Below are 15,498 nucleotides of genomic sequence, written 5' to 3'. Positions count from 1 at the left end.
GGCATGCAGCTGTTCGGGGTGGCCCTCGTGGCCGTGGCCGCGCTGGCGTGGGCGGTGCTGCTGCTGGACCGGGGCGGCTTCTGGCGCCTGCGCGAATGGCTGCCCGAGCCGGCGGAACGGCGGACGTGGCCGGGCGTGGCCGTGCTCATCCCTGCCCGCAACGAGGGGGCGACGATCGCGGCGACCGTGGAGAGCGTGCTCGGCCAAGCCTACGCGGGCGAGCTGCACGCGATCGTCGTCGACGACCAGAGCGACGACGGCACGGCGGCGCAGGCGCGCCTGGGCGCCGAGCGGGCAGGGGCCGCGGGCCGACTTGCCGTGATCGGCGGCACCACGCCGCCGCCGGGCTGGACGGGCAAGCTGTGGGCGCTGGAGCAGGGCTGGGGCGCGCTCGACGAGACCGGCTGGCGGCCCGATTACCTCTGGCTCACCGACGCCGACATCACGCACGTCCACGACACCCTGGCGCGGCTGGTGACGAAGGCCGATGCGGACCGGCGCGATCTCGTCTCGCTCATGGTGCGGCTGTCCGCGGACGGCCCGTGGGCGAAGCTGGCGATCCCGGCGTTCATCTTCTTCTTCCGCAAGCTCTACCCCTTCGCCTGGGCCAACGATCCCAAGGCGCGCACGGCCGCCGCGGCGGGCGGCTGCGTGTTGCTGCGCCGGCGGGTGCTGGCGGCGGCGGGCGGCTTCGACGCCATCCACGACGCCCTGATCGACGACTGCGCCCTTGCGAGGGCCATCAAGCGCGCCGGCAGCGGGCGCATCTGGCTCGGCATGGCGGACCGATCGCACAGCCTGCGCCCCTACACCGCGCTCGGCGAGGTGTGGCACATGGTCGCGCGCACGGCCTACGCGCAGCTGCGCAACAATCCGTTGCTGCTCGCGGGCACGGTGACCGGCATGCTGACGCTCTACGTCGCGCCGCCGCTCGCTGCGCTGACGTGGCCGTGGCACGCGAACCCCGCGGCCGGTGCACTGGGATTGGCGGCCTGGCTGGCGTCAGCCGTGGCCTTTGCGCCGACGCTGCGGCACGACGGCCGCTCCCCGGCGCTTGCGCCGCTGCTGCCCGTGGCGGCGGCGGCCTATACGCTCATGACCCTGGATTCCGCCCGCCGCTACCATCTTGGACGTGGCGGCCTGTGGAAGGGCCGGGCGCAGGCGGCCAACACGCGCGCATCACAAGGCCGCGAGACCGGTCCGTCGGACTACTCCTGACGATCCCGGCTCTTGTGGGTGCTGCAAGCTTTTCTTAACGTTCCCCACGTTCTCGCGGCCGCGCGTTCACGGCGTGGTGCCGCCATTCCCCGGATCGCGACGACCCGGTCCCCACACGACGGAGACGAGCCTTCATGGACACACAGCGAGCCGACCACGCTACAGCGACCGTCCGCGAGGCGTCCGCGCACGCGCACGCAGCCGGCGCGGCGGGGGACCTGCTGAGCGAGGTGGACTCGCGGATCGAGCGCGCCGCGCAGGCCCTGCGCGAGCGCCAGAAGGCCGACGGCCACTGGATCTGGGAGTTCGAGGCCGACGCCACGATCCCCTCGGAATACATCCTGCTGCGCCACTTCCTGGGCGAGGAGGACGACGGCGAGACCGAGGCCAAGATCGGCCGCTACCTGCGCCGCATCCAGAAGTCGGACGGCGGCTGGCCGCTGTTCCAGGCGGGCTTCACCGACCTCTCGGCGACGGTGAAGGCGTATTACGCCCTCAAGATCATCGGTGACGATCCCGAGGCACCCCACATGCGCCGGGCGCGCGCGCACGTCCTGGCGCTGGGCGGCGCGGCCAAGGCGAACAACTTCACGCGCATCACGCTGGCGTTGTTCGGGCAGGTGCCGTGGCGGGGCGTGCCCACGATGCCGGCGGAGATCGCGCTGCTGCCGCGCTGGTTCCCCTTCCACATCGACAAGGTGTCCTACTGGTCGCGCACGGTGATCATGCCGCTGGCGATCCTGATGGCGCGCAAGCCGCTGGCGGCGAACCCGCGCGGCGTGCATATCCGCGAGCTCTTCACCACGCCGCCGGAGCAGGAAACCGACTACATCGACAACCCCACGGGCAGCACGATCGGGGACATCTTCGTCGCCGCCGACAAGCTGGTGAAGGTCATCGACCGCGCCATGCCGCGCCCCATCCGGCGCAAGGCCGAGCAGCGCGCCGTCGACTTCATCCGCCCGCGCCTGAACGGCGAGGACGGCCTGGGCGCGATCTTCCCGGCCATGGCGAACGCGGTCATGGCGTTCTCGGCTCTCGGCTATCCGGAGGATCATCCGGACCGCGTCACCGCGCGCCAGAGCATCGAAAAGCTGCTGCTCGACCGCGGCGAGGAGATGTACTGCCAGCCCTGCCTCTCGCCGGTCTGGGACACCGCGCTCACCGCCCACGCCATGATGGAGGCGAACGAGCCCGGCGCGCACGAGGCGGCGAAGGCGGCCTGCGACTGGCTGGCCGAGCGCGAGATCACCCACGTGAAGGGCGACTGGGCCGTGCGCAAGCCGGACCTTGAGCCCTCCGGCTGGGCGTTCCAGTACCGCAACGACTACTATCCGGACGTGGACGACACGGCCGTCGTGGGCATGCTGCTCGACCGCGTGGACCCGGACGCCTACGCCGAGCCCATCCGGCGCGCAACCACCTGGATCGAGGGCATGCAGAGCAGCAACGGCGGCTGGGGCGCCTTCGACGTCGACAACACCTACCACTACCTCAACCACATCCCGTTCTCGGACCACGGCGCGCTGCTGGACCCGCCGACCGCCGACGTCTCCGCGCGCTGCCTGGGGATGCTGGTGCAACTCGGCCACGAGCGCGGGCACCCGTCCGTCGATGCGGCGATTCAGTACCTGCTCAACGAGCAGGAAAAGGACGGCTCCTGGTACGGGCGCTGGGGCGTCAACTACGTCTACGGCACCTGGTCCGCGCTGAGCGCGCTCACCGCCGCCGGGCTGGAGCCCTCCCACCCGGCCATCCGCGACGGCGTCGCCTACCTCAAGGCCTCGCAGCGCGCCGACGGCGGCTGGGGCGAGGACTGCGCCACCTACTGGGACGAGGCCCGCGGCGAGTCCAAGGACAGCACCCCCTCGCAGACCGCGTGGGCCCTGCTCGGCCTCATGGCCGCCGGGGAGGTGGAGAGCGAAGCCGTCCACGAGGGCGTGCGCTTCCTGCTGCGCCAGCCCATGCAGGGGCCGAACTGGGAGGAGGTGCTTTGGACCGGCATCGGCTTCCCGCGCGTCTTCTACCTGAAGTACCACGGCTACAGCGCCTACTTCCCGCTGTGGGCGCTGGCGCGCTACCGCACGCTCATGCGCAGCAACACGCGCGCGCTCGGAACTGGCGTGTGAGGCAGCCGTGAGCCGCATCGCCGCCGTCACCGGGCTGGCGTCGGAGGCGGCGGTTCTGCGCGCTGCGGCGGAGAGGGGCGGCGTCGAGCTGACGGTGCGCCCCGCCGGCGCCGATCCCCAGCGAACGAGCGAGGTGGCCGCCGAGCTGCTGGCGCAATCGCCCGATCTGCTGGTCAGCTTCGGCCTTGCGGGCGCCTTGTCCGGCGCGCTGCGCTCCGGTGACGCGCTCCTGCCGGAAGCCGTCATCGACCCCGAGGGGACGCGCCGGCCGGTCGATGCCCGCTGGCACGCGGCCGTGGCGGCGGCGTGCGATCGGCCGCCGGTGAGCGGCGATATCGCCGGCGCCGACGCGGCCGTGACCACCCCGCAGGCGAAGCTGGCCCTGGGCGAGCGCACGGGCGCGGCGGCGGTGGACATGGAAAGCCACATCGTCGCCCGCGCGGTCGAGCGGGCCGGGGTGCCGTGGCTCGTGCTGCGCGCCGTCAGCGATCCGGCGAACCGGGCCGTGCCGCCCGCGTTGCTCGATCTGGTGCGGCCCGACGGCGGGGTGCGCTGGCAGGGTATTCCCCGCGCGCTGCTGCATCCGCTGGCGCTCCGGGCTTTGGCGCGCGACAGCCGCACGGCCCATGCCACGCTTAGCGCGTTGGCGGACGCCTTGATGCGCGCACCGCATCACCTGCGCGAATCCTGACCAACCCGATCCACTTGTTCCGGCTCGCGAAAAGGCACATATCGTCCACGGCAAGCGGGTTGCGCCCGGGCGCGCCCGCCGGACGAGGGAGCCGGCCGTGGAGACCCCTTTTCCCACCGCGATCCGTCACCGCCCGCACACCGCCGTCATCGGCGGCGGGGTGAACGGACTCGGCATTGCCTGGACGCTGGCGCGGGCCGGGTGCCGTGTGGACGTCTACGACGCCGGGGAGCCCGGCACCGCCGCGTCCTGGGCCGCGGCCGGGATGCTCGCCGCGGGCGCGGAAGCCGAGCCGGGCGAGGAAGCGCTGACGAACTTGGGCCGGCTGAGCCAGCGCCTGTGGCCCGACTTCGCCGAGGCGGTGCGCGCGGCCAGCGGCATCGATCCCGAATACCGCACCGACGGCCTGCTGATCGCGGCGATCACGCGCGACGAGGCCGAGCGCGTGCGCTGGAATTACCAGTACCAGCGCGAGCAGGGCATCCCCCTGGATTGGCTGACTGGGCCGCAGCTTCGCGAGCGCGAGCCGCACCTGACGCGCCACGTCCAGGGCGGGGTTGCCAGCCACGACGACCACCAGGTCAACAACCGCGCCCTGACGCGGGGGCTGCGCAAGGCCGCCGAAGCCGCCGGCGCGTGCGTGCATGCCAACACGCCGGTCGAGGCGGTCGTCACCGAGGGCGGCCGGGCCACCGGCGTCCGCGTGGGCGGCGAAACCGTGTCGGCGGACGCCGTGGTGCTCGCCGCCGGGGCGTGGAGCCACGGCGTCGCGGGCGTGCCCGAGGCCGCGCGCCCGCCGGTGCGCCCGGTGAAGGGGCAGATGCTCAGCCTGCGCATGGATCCCGAGGCGCCGCTGCTCCGCCACGTGCTCTGGGCGCCCACGGTCTACCTCGTGCCGCGGCGGGACGGCACCCTGGTGATCGGCGGCACGGTGGAGGAAAACGGCTTCGACACCACGATCACGGCCGGCGGGCTGTACGCCATCCTGCAGGCCGCCTGGCGCGCGGTGCCGGCGATCGAGGATCTGCCGGTGCAGGAAACCTGGGTCGGCTTCCGCCCCACCAGCCGCGACGACGCACCGATCCTGGGGCGGTCCAGCGTCGACGGCCTGTGGCTCGCCACGGGGCACCACCGCAACGGCATCCTGCTGGCGCCGCTGACGGCGCAGGCGGTGGCCGCCGAGATCCTGAGCGGCGAGCGCGTGCCCGAGCTGGCGCCCTTCGGGCCCGAGCGCTTTACGCGCGGCCGGCCGGCTGCGATGGAGGCAACATGAGCGCGAGCAGCAGCATCACGGTCAACGGCGAGGCGCGTGATCTCGCCGAGCGAGCCGTGCGCGAGATCGTGGAGCACGAAGGGCTGGACCCCGAGCGCCGCGGGCTGGCCGTGGCCGTCGACGGCGCGGTGGTGCCGCGTCGTGACTGGGCGACCACGCACGTGCCGGCGGGCGGGCAGGTGGAAATCGTCAAGCCCTTCGCGGGAGGCTGACCGGCCATGACGCAGCTCAATCCGACGCCGGAGGAGGCGGCGGAGGCGCCGCCTGCGGGCCTCACCATCGCCGGCTGTACGTTGGAGTCGCGTCTGCTCATCGGAACGTCCGGCTATCCCAACCGCCAGATCATGCTGGACGCCATCGAGGCCAGCGGCGCGGAACTCGTGACCGCCGCCATCCGGCGCATCTCGCTGGAGGGCTACGCCGAGAGCGTTCTGGACCTTCTGCGCCACAAGACCATCCTGCCCAACACGGCCGGCTGCGAGACCGCGCGCGACGCCGTGCTGACGGCGCAGCTCGCCCGCGAGGCGCTGGAGACGAACTGGGTCAAGCTGGAGGTCATTGGCGACCGCGAAACCCTCTACCCGGATGTCGAGCAGCTGGTGAAGGCGGCCGACGAGCTGGTGCGCGACGGCTTCGTGGTCCTGCCCTACACGACGGAGGATCCCGTCGTGGCCCAACGGTTGATCGACGCGGGTTGCGCGGCCGTGATGCCGCTGGGCTCGCCCATCGGCTCGGGGCAGGGCATCGCCAACCCCTGGGCGATCGAGTTGATCTGTTCGCGCAGCCCCGTGCCGGTGATCCTGGATGCCGGGATCGGAACCGCCTCGGACGCCGTGCAGGCGATGGAACTCGGGTGCGAGGGCGTGTTGCTGAACACCGCCGTTGCCAAGGCGCGCGAGCCGGTCCGCATGGCCCGGGCCATGCGCGCGGCCGTGGACGCGGGCGCCGACGCGCGCCGGGCAGGGCGGATGCCGAAGCAGGCGACGGCCGAGCCCTCCAGCCCGCAACTGGGACTGATCGGATCATGATCCTGCCGCGCCCCCGCCTGATGCTGATCACCGACCGCCACCAGGCGCGCCACGGTCTGGACGCGGCCGTCGAGGGCGCGCTGGAAGGCGGCTGCCGCTGGATCAGTGTCCGCGACCGCGACATGAGCAGCCGCGATCGCCGCAGCATGGCCCGGCGCATCGTCAAGCTGGCCCAGCGCTACGGCGCGGTGACGACGCTGCACGGCGACGTCGCCGGGGCGGAAGCCGCCCGCGCCGACGGCGTCCACGTGGGGCAGGGCACCTCGCCGGGGGCGGTCCGCGACATCCTGGGCGGCACCGCCTTTGTCGGCGCGTCCGTCCATTCCTGGGACGAGGCCGAGTACGCTCAGGCCCACGGCGCCGACTACGTGACCGTCAGCCCCGTCTTCGAAACCCGCAGCAAGCCCGGCTACGGTCCCGCGCTGGGACTCGACCTCCTGGAAGAGTTCTGCGACGCGCTCAGCACGCCGGTCGTGGCGCTGGGCGGCATTACCCCGGACAACGCGCGCGACTGCCTGGACGCGGGCGCGCAGGCCGTCGCCGTCATGGGCGAAATCATGCGCGCCGACGATCCGCGCGCGATAACGGCGCGCTACATCGAGGGGTTGCGGGTCGTGTGAACCGGACCCGGGGCAACCGGTGCGCCGTCTTCACGGCTTGTCAAGAAAGGCTTGCTTAACCTCGATATCATCCGTATATGCGGGTTCCACAGTAAAGAACCGGGTTGTTCAGAAAAACGACGCCGAAGGGGTGTAAAATTGACCATGCAGCGGCTGGATCAGCTCGAGGCGCAGTCCGTGTATATCCTGCGCGAGGCGTACGCGAACATTTCACCCCTCGGCATGCTGTGGTCGTTGGGGAAGGACTCCAACGTCATGGTCTGGCTGTGCAAGAAGGCGTTCGGCGGCCACGTTCCCTTCCCGGTGATCCACGTGGACACCGAAAAGAAGTTCCAGGCCATGTACGAGTTCCGCGACGGCTATTCGAAGGAATGGGGCCTGAACCTTCAGGTCTACACGTGCCCGCCGATCGAGGAGGTCGACCCGACGCTCCCGCACGCCGCGCGCTCGGCCGCGCGGAAGACGGAGGGCTTGAAGCGCCTGATCCGTGAGTACGGCTACCGCGGCATCATCGCCGGCATCCGCCGCGACGAGCAGGCCACGCGCGCGAAAGAGCGCGTCTTCTCGCCGCGCGACGAGAACATGCAGTGGGACTTCCGCGACCAGCCCCTGGAGTTCTGGGATCAGTTCAAGACGGACTTCCCGCCCGAGTCGCACGTGCGCATCCACCCCCTGATGAACTGGACGGAAGTGGACATCTGGCGCTACGTCCAGCGCGAGAACATCCCGGTGGTGCCGCTCTACTTCGCCAAGGACGGCTGGCGCTACCGCTCGCTGGGCGACCACGACATCACGCACCCGGTCCAGTCGGACGCCAGCTCGATCGAGGAGATCATCGCCGAGCTGGAGACGACGAAGGCGCCCGAGCGCGCCGGCCGCGCCATGGATCACGAAAGCGAAGACGCTTTCGAGCGTCTGCGCTCCGCCGGATATATGTAAGGAGGCCGCCACGATGGCGATCGCGCAGCCCAACGCGCCCTGGCAGGCCCGCGAATTGGCGAAACTGGTTTTCGTGGGCCACGTCGATCACGGGAAGTCGTCGCTGATCGGCCGGCTGCTCTACGACACGGACAGCCTTCCGGACGGCAAGTTCGAGGAGCTGAAGGCCATGAGCGAGCGGCGCGGCATGCCGCTCGAGTGGTCCTTCCTGCTGGACGCCTTCCAGGCCGAGCGCGATCAGGCGGTCACGATCGACACGACGCAGATCCAGTTCAGGACGGAGCAGCGCGACTACACGATCATCGACGCGCCGGGCCACAAAGAGTTCCTGAAGAACATGGTCACCGGCGCGGCGAACGCGGACGCGGCGGTGCTCGTGGTCGACGCGCGCGAGGGCGTGCAGGAGCAGACGCGCCGGCACGGCTACCTGCTGCACATCCTGGGCATCAAGCAGGTCGCCGTGGCCGTGAACAAGATGGATCTGGTGGACTTCGACGAGCAGCGCTTCGCCGAGGTCTCCCAGGAGGTCACGCACTACCTCAACAGCATCGGCGTCGATCCCACCTACATCGTGCCGATCTCGGCGCGCGACGGCGACAACATGGCCACGCGCTCCGAGCGCACGCCGTGGTACGACGGCAAGACGGTGCTGGACGCGCTGGACAGTTTCCACGTCCTGACCATCCCCACGGAGCAGCCGCTGCGCTTCCCCGTGCAGGACGTCTACAAGTTCGACGACCGCCGTCTGATCGCCGGGCGGATCGAATCCGGCATCCTGCGCCAGGGCGACACCCTGCTGTTCTCGCCGTCGAACAAGACGGTGCGCGTGCGCTCGATCGAGGCGTTCAACCGCGATCCAAACCCGGTGGAGGCGCGCGCCGGCGAGTCCGTGTCCATCACGCTGGACGAGCAGCTCTTCCTGGAGCGCGGCGAGATCGCCAGCCACGAGGACAATGCGCCCAAGCTCACCAACGTCTTCAAGGGGCGCATCTTCTGGTTCGGCCACGAGCCGCTGGAAGCCGGCAAGACGCTGAAGATGAAGCTGGCCACGCGCGAGGCCCGCGTGACGGTGCAGGCGATCGACAGCGTCATCGACACCGACACCCTGGCATCCAGGCCCGCCGAGCAGGTCGGGCGCAACCAGATCGCCGAGGTGGTCCTGCGCAGCAAACAGGTGCTGGCCGTGGACGAGTTCCACGACATCATGCGTACGGGCCGCTTCGTCCTCATCGACGGCTACGACGCGGTCGCCGGCGGCGTGCTCTCCATGGAGGGCTACCCTGACCAGCGCCGGGCGCTGCAGGTGAAGTCCACCAACGTCTACAGCGTCGAGCACCGCGTGCCCGCTGAGGCCCGGCACGAGCGCAACGGCCACATCGGCGGCGTGCTCTGGTTCACCGGGCTGTCCGGCGCGGGCAAGTCCACGCTGGCGATGGAGGTGGAGAACCACCTCTTCCGCAAGGGCTATCAGGTCTATGTGCTGGATGGCGACAACGTGCGCCGCGGGCTGAACGCGAACCTTGGCTTCTCGCCCGACGACCGCGCGGAAAACATCCGCCGGGTGGGCGAGGCCGCGGCGCTCTTCGCGGATGCCGGCTTCATCGTCATCACCTCCTTCATCTCGCCCTACCGGGCCGACCGCGAGCGCGCCCGGGCGGCGGGCCGTGGCCAATTCCACGAGATCTACGTCCACGCCGATCTCGAAACCTGCGAGAAGCGCGATCCCAAGGGGTTGTACCGCCGCGCCCGGGCCGGCGAGATCCAGGATTTCACGGGAATCCACGCGCCCTACGAGCATCCGGTCGATCCGGAGTTGGTTGTCGATACCACGGGCGAGGCTGTCGAGGCGTGCACGCAGCAGGTGCTGGACTACGTCGAGAGCAAGTTCTCGCTTCATCCGTCAAAGCGCGTCGAAGTCGTTTAAAGGTGTGATCAAATGAGACTGACCGGCCGTTGGGCTGGTCAGTCTTTTTTATTGCTATCCTGTTGGGTAACCCTACCGAATCCGTTTAGCTTGAACTGCCATAAGGGCGCTGGTAGCCTTCCTACCCGTTGATCGACGCGCCGCTGTCTTGCCGTGCGGCGTGCTCGGCGGACCATCCGGCGGCGGCGTGCCGCGTGTTCAACGGATCGGGGGGCCGGTGATGGTGCGGATTTCAGGCGGAGCGATCCGAAGCCGGCTGGACAGGACATTTCGCGATCGCACCCTGCTGCTCCGCGACAACGCCGGCATCCGCAGCCTCCACATCAGCGCGCGCGCCCAGAAGATCGCCGCGGGGTCGGTGTGTGCGTGCGCCCTGACGCTTGTTGCGGCCCTCGGGGGGATGGCCTGGCAGCACGAGGCGCTGGAAAGCCGCCAGGCGGAGATTGCGAGCCTGCGCGCCCAATACAGCGACCTTCAGGGCCGTATCGCGGGTTTGCGCGACACCGCCGACGACATCGTGGCCAACGCCGACATCGAAACGACGCAGGACGGGCAGCCCGACGGTGGCCCGGTCGCCGCCGTGCGCGACAACCTGACGGACCTTGCCGCCGCCAACCGCAAGCTGACGCAACGCATCGCCCGCGTTCGGGCGGGTGTTCGCGGCGCCGACGCGCGGGCCGAAGAACTGGCCGCGGAGCGCGACCGCCTGCGTCGGCAACTCGCCAACGCCGAGGCGGCGCTTGCCAAGGTCACCCGCCAGCGGGAAGAAGCGCGGCAAGCTCGCGCGGACCTGGGAACGGAATTGACCGCGCAGCGCGCGCACCGGCAGGCGGAGGCGGCGGGGCGCGCCCACGCGGAAGCGCACGCCGACCGGCTCACGGCGCGCTTGGACATGGCCCGCGACCGGGTTACGGCGCTGCGCGACGAACTCAAGGCGGTCGAGGCGCGCTTGACCGCGAGCCGCACGCGGCATCAGGCGCTCCTGGCCGAACGCGCGCGGCTGGCGGACAACGTGCGCGCGCTTGAGGGACGCCTGGGGCTGTCGTCCGGCGACGGCCGCAACCTCATGGCGCGCGTCAGCGCTGTCGCGAAGGCGCTGCGCGACGCGCAACAGGACAAGCGGTCCCTCGCCAGCACACGCAACAAGCTTCGCAAGCGCGTGGCCAGCCTGGAAAGCGAGCTGTCCAAGCTGCGCGAGCGTGATCTCGGCCTGTTCAAGCACTTTGCCGAGCGCACCGGCTCGGGGCTGACGCGCGTTCGCGAAACCGTGGCCATGACGGGCGTAGACGTGGACAAGCTCGTGCGCCGCGTGAAAACCGCGCACGCCGGCGCCAAGGGCGGTCCGCTGGTCAAGCTCGACGCACCGGTGAACGACCCGATCGCCAAGCACGCCAGCCGGCTGAGCCGCAAGATGCGCCGCATGCTGGCATTGCAGGAAGCGCTGGGCTCGATGCCGCTGACGGCGCCGGTGGAGTCGTACTGGATCAGCAGCTACTTCGGAAAGCGCCGCGATCCCTACACCGACGAGTGGGCCATGCACGAAGGCCTGGATTTGGCCGCGGATGCGGGCTCGGCCGTGAAGGCGACCGCGCCGGGCAAGGTGGTGTTCGCCGGGCACCGTGCCGGCTACGGCCGCATGGTCAAGGTTGACCACGGCCTGGGGCTGGTCACGGTGTACGGCCATCTCAAGGAGATCCGCGTGCAGCAAGGCGAGCGCGTCGGCCACCGTGAAAAGGTCGGCGAACTGGGCAACACCGGCCGCAGCACCGGGCCGCACGTTCACTACGAAGTGCGGATGGACGGCGATCCGGCGGACCCGATGAAGTTCCTGAAGGCGGGGAAGCATGTTTTCAAAGGGTAAGCCCGCGGCACACGAGCCGGCTCCGGCCGAGCGCTCCAGCCGCAAAGCCAGCGACGTCCCTTCGATCATCAGCCCGGACATGGCCGTTACCGGCAACCTGACGAGTTCCGGGGACATCCAGGTGGACGGCCGCGTCGACGGCGATGTCGAAGCCGCCAACCTGACGATCGGCGAACACGGCGCGATCGAAGGCACGATCCGGGCGCGGACGGTTCAGGTTCACGGCAGCGTGTCCGGCGAAATCCAGGCCAGCTCGGTTACGCTGGCGGCGACCGCCCGCATTCACGGCGACATCGTCCACGAGAGCCTGGCGATTGAGGCGGGGGCGTATCTCGACGGTCACTGTCGGCGCCGGGATACCAGCCAGCAGCAGCCGGCCGCCGCCAGTGCCGGCGACAGCGCCGCTGCGCGCCCCAAGGCCGGCAAGCGGTCGGGTGGCGCGTCTCAAGGAAGCCGGAGCGCGAACGGCGATAGCGGCAGCGGTCCGGGCGAGGAAGCGGCGACCACCGCCGACGGCGCCACGGGGACCGCCGCCGGATCGGCGAAGAGCGTCCAATAGGCGCCGCGTATACCGCGGTTAGGCGCCGGCGATGGTGTCGGCGTAGGCCCCCGCATCGACGTTGCCGCCGGACAGCACCACGCCGATGGTTCCGGCCGGCTGCCCAAGCTTGCCGGTCAAAGCCGCGGCCAGGGCCACGGCCCCGCTCGGCTCCACCACCAGCTTGAGCGAGGCGAAAGCCGTCCGGACGGCCGATCGGACCTCGGTGTCGCTGACCGCCAGCCCGCCGGCAAGGCGGGATTCGTTCACCGCGAACGTCAACGCACCCGGCGTGGGCGCGAGCAGCGCGTCGCAGATGGATGGCGGCGCATCCGCATTGGCGACGCGATGACCGGCTGCAAGCGAGCGGGCGTGGTCGTCGTGGCCCTCGGGCTCCACAGTGTAGACGGCCGTCGCGGGGCTTAGCGCCGAACAGGCGAGGGCGGCTCCCGCCGACAGCCCGCCGCCCCCGGCACAGACCAGCACGGTGTCCAGCCGCTCGCCGGCCGCCCGGGCTTGCTGGATCATCTCCAGGCCCACCGTTCCCTGACCGGCAATGATGGCCGGGTCGTCGTAGGGCTTCACCACCGTCGCCCCGCGCTCGGCGGCGATCTCTTCGGCGATGCGCTCCCGGCACTCGAAAAAGCGTTCGTACTGGCGGATCTCCGCGCCGTAGGCGCGCGTGCGCTCGACCTTTGTTTCCGGCGCGTCCGCGGGCATCACCACCACTGCGGGTATCCCGAGCAGCTGCGCCGCGTGGGCGACGCCCTGGGCGTGGTTGCCGGACGAGTAGGCCACGACGCCGCCGCGCGCGCCCGTCACGCCCAGTTCCGTCAGCCGATTGTAGGCGCCGCGAAACTTGAAGGAGCCGGTTCGCTGCAGCGTTTCCGGCTTGATCAGGACCTTGGCGCCCACCTCGGCATTCAGGGCCGGGTTGGTCAGCAGCGGCGTCCGCACCGCGGCCCCGTGCAGCCGTGCCGCGGCGAAAGCGACGTCGGTGTAGCTGGGCAGGCGGGCATGCGGCGCAGCGCTCATGCAGAGCTCCGTTTCCCGGCGCGGTGCGGTTACAGGCAGCAGGAGGTCCCGGCCTGCTGCTGAGGACCGGCCTGGGCGTCGCCCAGCAGAGTCGCGTGATCGAGGTCCAGTGCAACCCGCGTGGGCGCCCGGCGGTGCCGGTAGACCATCATGGATTCCATGACGCGCTGAACGTAGTTCCGCGTTTCTCCGTAGGGTATTTGCTCGATCCAGGTAACGGGGCTGATGAAGCCCGTGCGCGGGTCGCCGTAGCGGTGCAACCAGCGGTCCACGGCGGACGGTCCCGCGTTATAGGCCGCGATCGCCAGCATCACCGCGCCATCGTAGCGGGCGATCAGTTCATTCAGATAATGCCGGCCCAGGCGCATGTTGTAGTTGGGATTGCGGCGCAGACGCTGGCGGCTGAACGGCATGTCCAGCTCATCGGCCAGGGTTCGCGCGGTCGCCGGCATGAGCTGCATCATCCCGTAGGCGCCCGCCGGGCTGACGGCGTGGCTGTCGAAATTGCTCTCCTGACGCACCAGCGCGAGGATCGTGGCGCGGTGACCGGCTGTGCGCGGGGAACGGAGCGCTGGCAAGCGCGGGATGGGATAGAGATGGTCCGGCAGAATGATGCCCTCCCGCCGCGCGTCGCGGGCCACGCTCACCGCGAGGTCGCGCCGGTCGATGCTGCGCGCTAGGTCGGCGATGAGCTGGTAGGTGACGCTGTTGCCTGCCTGGGCGCTGAGGTGCTGGACGAAGCGATCGACCCGGCCGGCGTGCCCCATCCGCGCGAGCGTTCGCACGACCCGGACAAGTTCTCGTTTCGCGAAGGAGTCGCGGGCCTTCTCCCCCGGCTCCGGTCCCTCGGGCAGCGCCAGGAATAGGTTGTTGTCGAGCTTGGCCGCCGCAAGTTGGCCATAGTAGGTGGTCAGGTTGGTGGCCGCGGTTTCGTACCACCGCCGGGCGGTGCGCCGATTGGCTAGAGCTGCGGCCGCGCGTCCCGCCCAGTAGGCTGCCCGGGCGCGGCTGACAGGGGTGCTGACGCCTTCGTGAAGCGTGCGGAAGTGATCCAGCGCCTGCTCCGGCATGCGCAGAAACCGCAGCGCGACGAAGCCGGCGAGCCATTCCGCCTGGGCGAAGCCGATACCCTCGCTCATGCCGTGGTTGGCGGCCACGCGGTAGGCGTCGGAGTAGTGGCCTTTCTCCATGGCCTCGCGGACCGCCCAGTGCCGGACTTCCCACCAGCGGCGCGGGTGCGGCACGTTGGCGCGGGGAGGCAGGAGCAGCTCCATGGTGTCGGCGTAGCGGCCCTTCATGCGCCGCCAGCGGGCGCGCTCGAACACCAGGCCCGGATGGTCGCGTAGCTCCTCGGGAACCTTGTCGATGGCCTTATCCACGCCGTAGGCCATGCGCGCCAGCCGGATGCGCGCGATCGCCAAGCGCCGGTGCGGTTCCCCGACGCGCCAGAGCTGGTTCTCGGCCGCGTCGAGGTGACGCGTCCAGATCAGCCGGTCCAGGCGTTCGCGTTCCAACTCCTGGCTGAACAGCTTATGGTAGCGGTCGTGAAAGCGCTCGGCGTCGCCCTTGGGAAACGTCTCGTGCGACCAGGCACGGCGCAGCACGGCCTTGGCCTCGGCGGTTCGGCCCACGCTGCGCAGGGCGTCGGCATAGCGCTCGGCCCCGTAGGGACTGTATGGCTCGATGTCGCGGAAGAACCGCAGGACCTCGTCGTCCGGCAGGCTCGCCGGCATCACGCCTTCGGCGCGGTAGCGCAGGGTGTCGCGACCGGGCCAGTCGGGGTTGTCGCGCAGGAAGGCGCGGTAGGTGTCGAATACGCCGCCGCCCTGTTGCGCCAGCAGGACCCGCCACCGGATCGCCTTCCGGGCGAGCGGTGCGTCGAGGTGCCGGGCGATGCGGCGGGCGCGGTCGAAGGCGTAGGAATCGATGGCGCCGAACGCCATGCCCAGCTGAACGCGATCCGGCGCTTCGCGCGGCACGGGTGGCGCGGCGTGCGCGCCCGGTAGGCACGCCCCGAACAGCATGGCCGCGCAGAGGATGGGACGCATCCCCCCGCGGAGCACGGCGCCGATTCCCGCAACCGCCCCCGGCATCCCGTGGTCACTCCTACCCGGATCGTTTGACCAGGGTAAGCCTAGGGACTGAGCGTTAACAATCACTCAAGGGGACAGGCGGCTTGCCGCATGGGGACGGGACGGCTAGGACTGGCACCCAGTGCTGGGGTTCACAGGATCCGGGATGG

13 protein-coding genes are annotated in these 15,498 nt (G+C 70.4%); 11 read left to right on the top strand and 2 right to left on the bottom strand.

What is annotated here, in order from left to right; translation table 11 throughout:
- Positions 1-3 precede the first annotated feature (3 nt).
- From BLQ43_RS05080 to BLQ43_RS05030, 11 genes are all read left to right on the top strand, one after another.
- Positions 4-1,218: a glycosyltransferase gene (locus BLQ43_RS05080; protein ID WP_090019028.1), complete on the top strand. Its 1,215-nt coding sequence runs from the start codon at positions 4-6 to the stop codon at positions 1,216-1,218.
- A gap of 134 nt (positions 1,219-1,352) precedes the next feature.
- The gene (gene shc, locus BLQ43_RS05075; RefSeq protein WP_090019027.1) at positions 1,353-3,347 is read left to right on the top strand and encodes a squalene--hopene cyclase; all 1,995 of its coding nucleotides are present in this window, start codon (positions 1,353-1,355) and stop codon (positions 3,345-3,347) included.
- Between the two features lie 7 nt (positions 3,348-3,354).
- On the top strand, positions 3,355-4,038 hold the full coding sequence (locus tag BLQ43_RS05070; RefSeq protein ID WP_176758526.1) for a phosphorylase family protein: 684 nt from the start codon (positions 3,355-3,357) through the stop codon (positions 4,036-4,038).
- A 97-nt stretch (positions 4,039-4,135) separates the two neighbouring features.
- Complete coding sequence (gene thiO / locus BLQ43_RS05065; RefSeq protein WP_218119124.1) at positions 4,136-5,311, top strand: glycine oxidase ThiO; 1,176 nt, start codon at positions 4,136-4,138, stop codon at positions 5,309-5,311.
- Positions 5,308-5,523, top strand: coding sequence for a sulfur carrier protein ThiS (gene thiS, locus BLQ43_RS05060; protein ID WP_090019025.1), 216 nt, complete (start codon positions 5,308-5,310; stop codon positions 5,521-5,523). The genes thiO and thiS overlap by 4 nt, the downstream gene beginning before the upstream one ends.
- Positions 5,524-5,529: 6 nt before the next feature.
- Positions 5,530-6,339, top strand: a complete 810-nt coding sequence (locus BLQ43_RS05055) for a thiazole synthase (RefSeq protein WP_090019024.1) — start codon at positions 5,530-5,532, stop codon at positions 6,337-6,339.
- Positions 6,336-6,959 (top strand): thiamine phosphate synthase, encoded by a 624-nt coding sequence (locus BLQ43_RS05050; protein ID WP_245659452.1) that lies wholly within the window; start codon positions 6,336-6,338, stop codon positions 6,957-6,959. The genes BLQ43_RS05055 and BLQ43_RS05050 overlap by 4 nt, the downstream gene beginning before the upstream one ends.
- A gap of 144 nt (positions 6,960-7,103) precedes the next feature.
- Positions 7,104-7,898: a sulfate adenylyltransferase subunit CysD gene (gene cysD, locus BLQ43_RS05045; protein ID WP_090019023.1), complete on the top strand. Its 795-nt coding sequence runs from the start codon at positions 7,104-7,106 to the stop codon at positions 7,896-7,898.
- A 13-nt stretch (positions 7,899-7,911) separates the two neighbouring features.
- Positions 7,912-9,822 carry an adenylyl-sulfate kinase gene (gene cysC / locus BLQ43_RS05040; RefSeq protein WP_090019022.1) on the top strand — a complete coding sequence of 637 codons (1,911 nt, stop codon included), beginning with the start codon at positions 7,912-7,914 and terminating at the stop codon, positions 9,820-9,822.
- 400 nt (positions 9,823-10,222) lie between these two features.
- Positions 10,223-11,683 carry a M23 family metallopeptidase gene (locus BLQ43_RS05035; RefSeq protein WP_176758525.1) on the top strand — a complete coding sequence of 487 codons (1,461 nt, stop codon included), beginning with the start codon at positions 10,223-10,225 and terminating at the stop codon, positions 11,681-11,683.
- Entirely contained in the window at positions 11,667-12,242 is a 576-nt protein-coding gene (locus BLQ43_RS05030; RefSeq protein WP_090019020.1) for a bactofilin family protein, read from the top strand. Before BLQ43_RS05035 ends, BLQ43_RS05030 begins: the two co-directional genes overlap by 17 nt.
- An 18-nt stretch (positions 12,243-12,260) precedes the next feature.
- On the opposite strand, the gene BLQ43_RS05025 is transcribed toward BLQ43_RS05030, so the two are convergent.
- Both BLQ43_RS05025 and BLQ43_RS05020 read right to left on the bottom strand, forming a co-directional pair.
- Complete coding sequence (locus tag BLQ43_RS05025) at positions 12,261-13,256, bottom strand: threonine ammonia-lyase (protein WP_090019019.1); 996 nt, start codon at positions 13,254-13,256, stop codon at positions 12,261-12,263.
- A 29-nt stretch (positions 13,257-13,285) separates the two neighbouring features.
- Complete coding sequence (locus tag BLQ43_RS05020) at positions 13,286-15,349, bottom strand: lytic transglycosylase domain-containing protein (RefSeq protein ID WP_090019018.1); 2,064 nt, start codon at positions 15,347-15,349, stop codon at positions 13,286-13,288.
- Between the last annotated feature and the right edge of the window lie 149 nt (positions 15,350-15,498).

The organism is Limimonas halophila (assembly GCF_900100655.1).
GTDB classification, from domain to species: Bacteria; Pseudomonadota; Alphaproteobacteria; order Kiloniellales; family Rhodovibrionaceae; genus Limimonas; species Limimonas halophila.
This window is presented reverse-complemented; position numbering and strand designations above follow the sequence as displayed.

Bases quoted from the DNA above. Each gene is read 5' to 3' on its own strand.
- BLQ43_RS05080 (WP_090019028.1), top strand. From the start codon at position 4: ATGCAGCTGTTCGGGGTGGCCCTCGTGGCCGTGGCCGCGCTGGCGTGG.
- shc (WP_090019027.1), top strand. From the start codon at position 1,353: ATGGACACACAGCGAGCCGACCACGCTACAGCGACCGTCCGCGAGGCG.
- thiS (WP_090019025.1), top strand. From the start codon at position 5,308: ATGAGCGCGAGCAGCAGCATCACGGTCAACGGCGAGGCGCGTGATCTC.
- BLQ43_RS05055 (WP_090019024.1), top strand. From the start codon at position 5,530: ATGACGCAGCTCAATCCGACGCCGGAGGAGGCGGCGGAGGCGCCGCCT.
- BLQ43_RS05050 (WP_245659452.1), top strand. From the start codon at position 6,336: ATGATCCTGCCGCGCCCCCGCCTGATGCTGATCACCGACCGCCACCAG.
- cysD (WP_090019023.1), top strand. From the start codon at position 7,104: ATGCAGCGGCTGGATCAGCTCGAGGCGCAGTCCGTGTATATCCTGCGC.
- cysC (WP_090019022.1), top strand. From the start codon at position 7,912: ATGGCGATCGCGCAGCCCAACGCGCCCTGGCAGGCCCGCGAATTGGCG.
- BLQ43_RS05035 (WP_176758525.1), top strand. From the start codon at position 10,223: ATGGCCTGGCAGCACGAGGCGCTGGAAAGCCGCCAGGCGGAGATTGCG.
- BLQ43_RS05030 (WP_090019020.1), top strand. From the start codon at position 11,667: ATGTTTTCAAAGGGTAAGCCCGCGGCACACGAGCCGGCTCCGGCCGAG.
- BLQ43_RS05025 (WP_090019019.1), bottom strand. From the start codon at position 13,256: ATGAGCGCTGCGCCGCATGCCCGCCTGCCCAGCTACACCGACGTCGCT.
- BLQ43_RS05020 (WP_090019018.1), bottom strand. From the start codon at position 15,349: ATGCCGGGGGCGGTTGCGGGAATCGGCGCCGTGCTCCGCGGGGGGATG.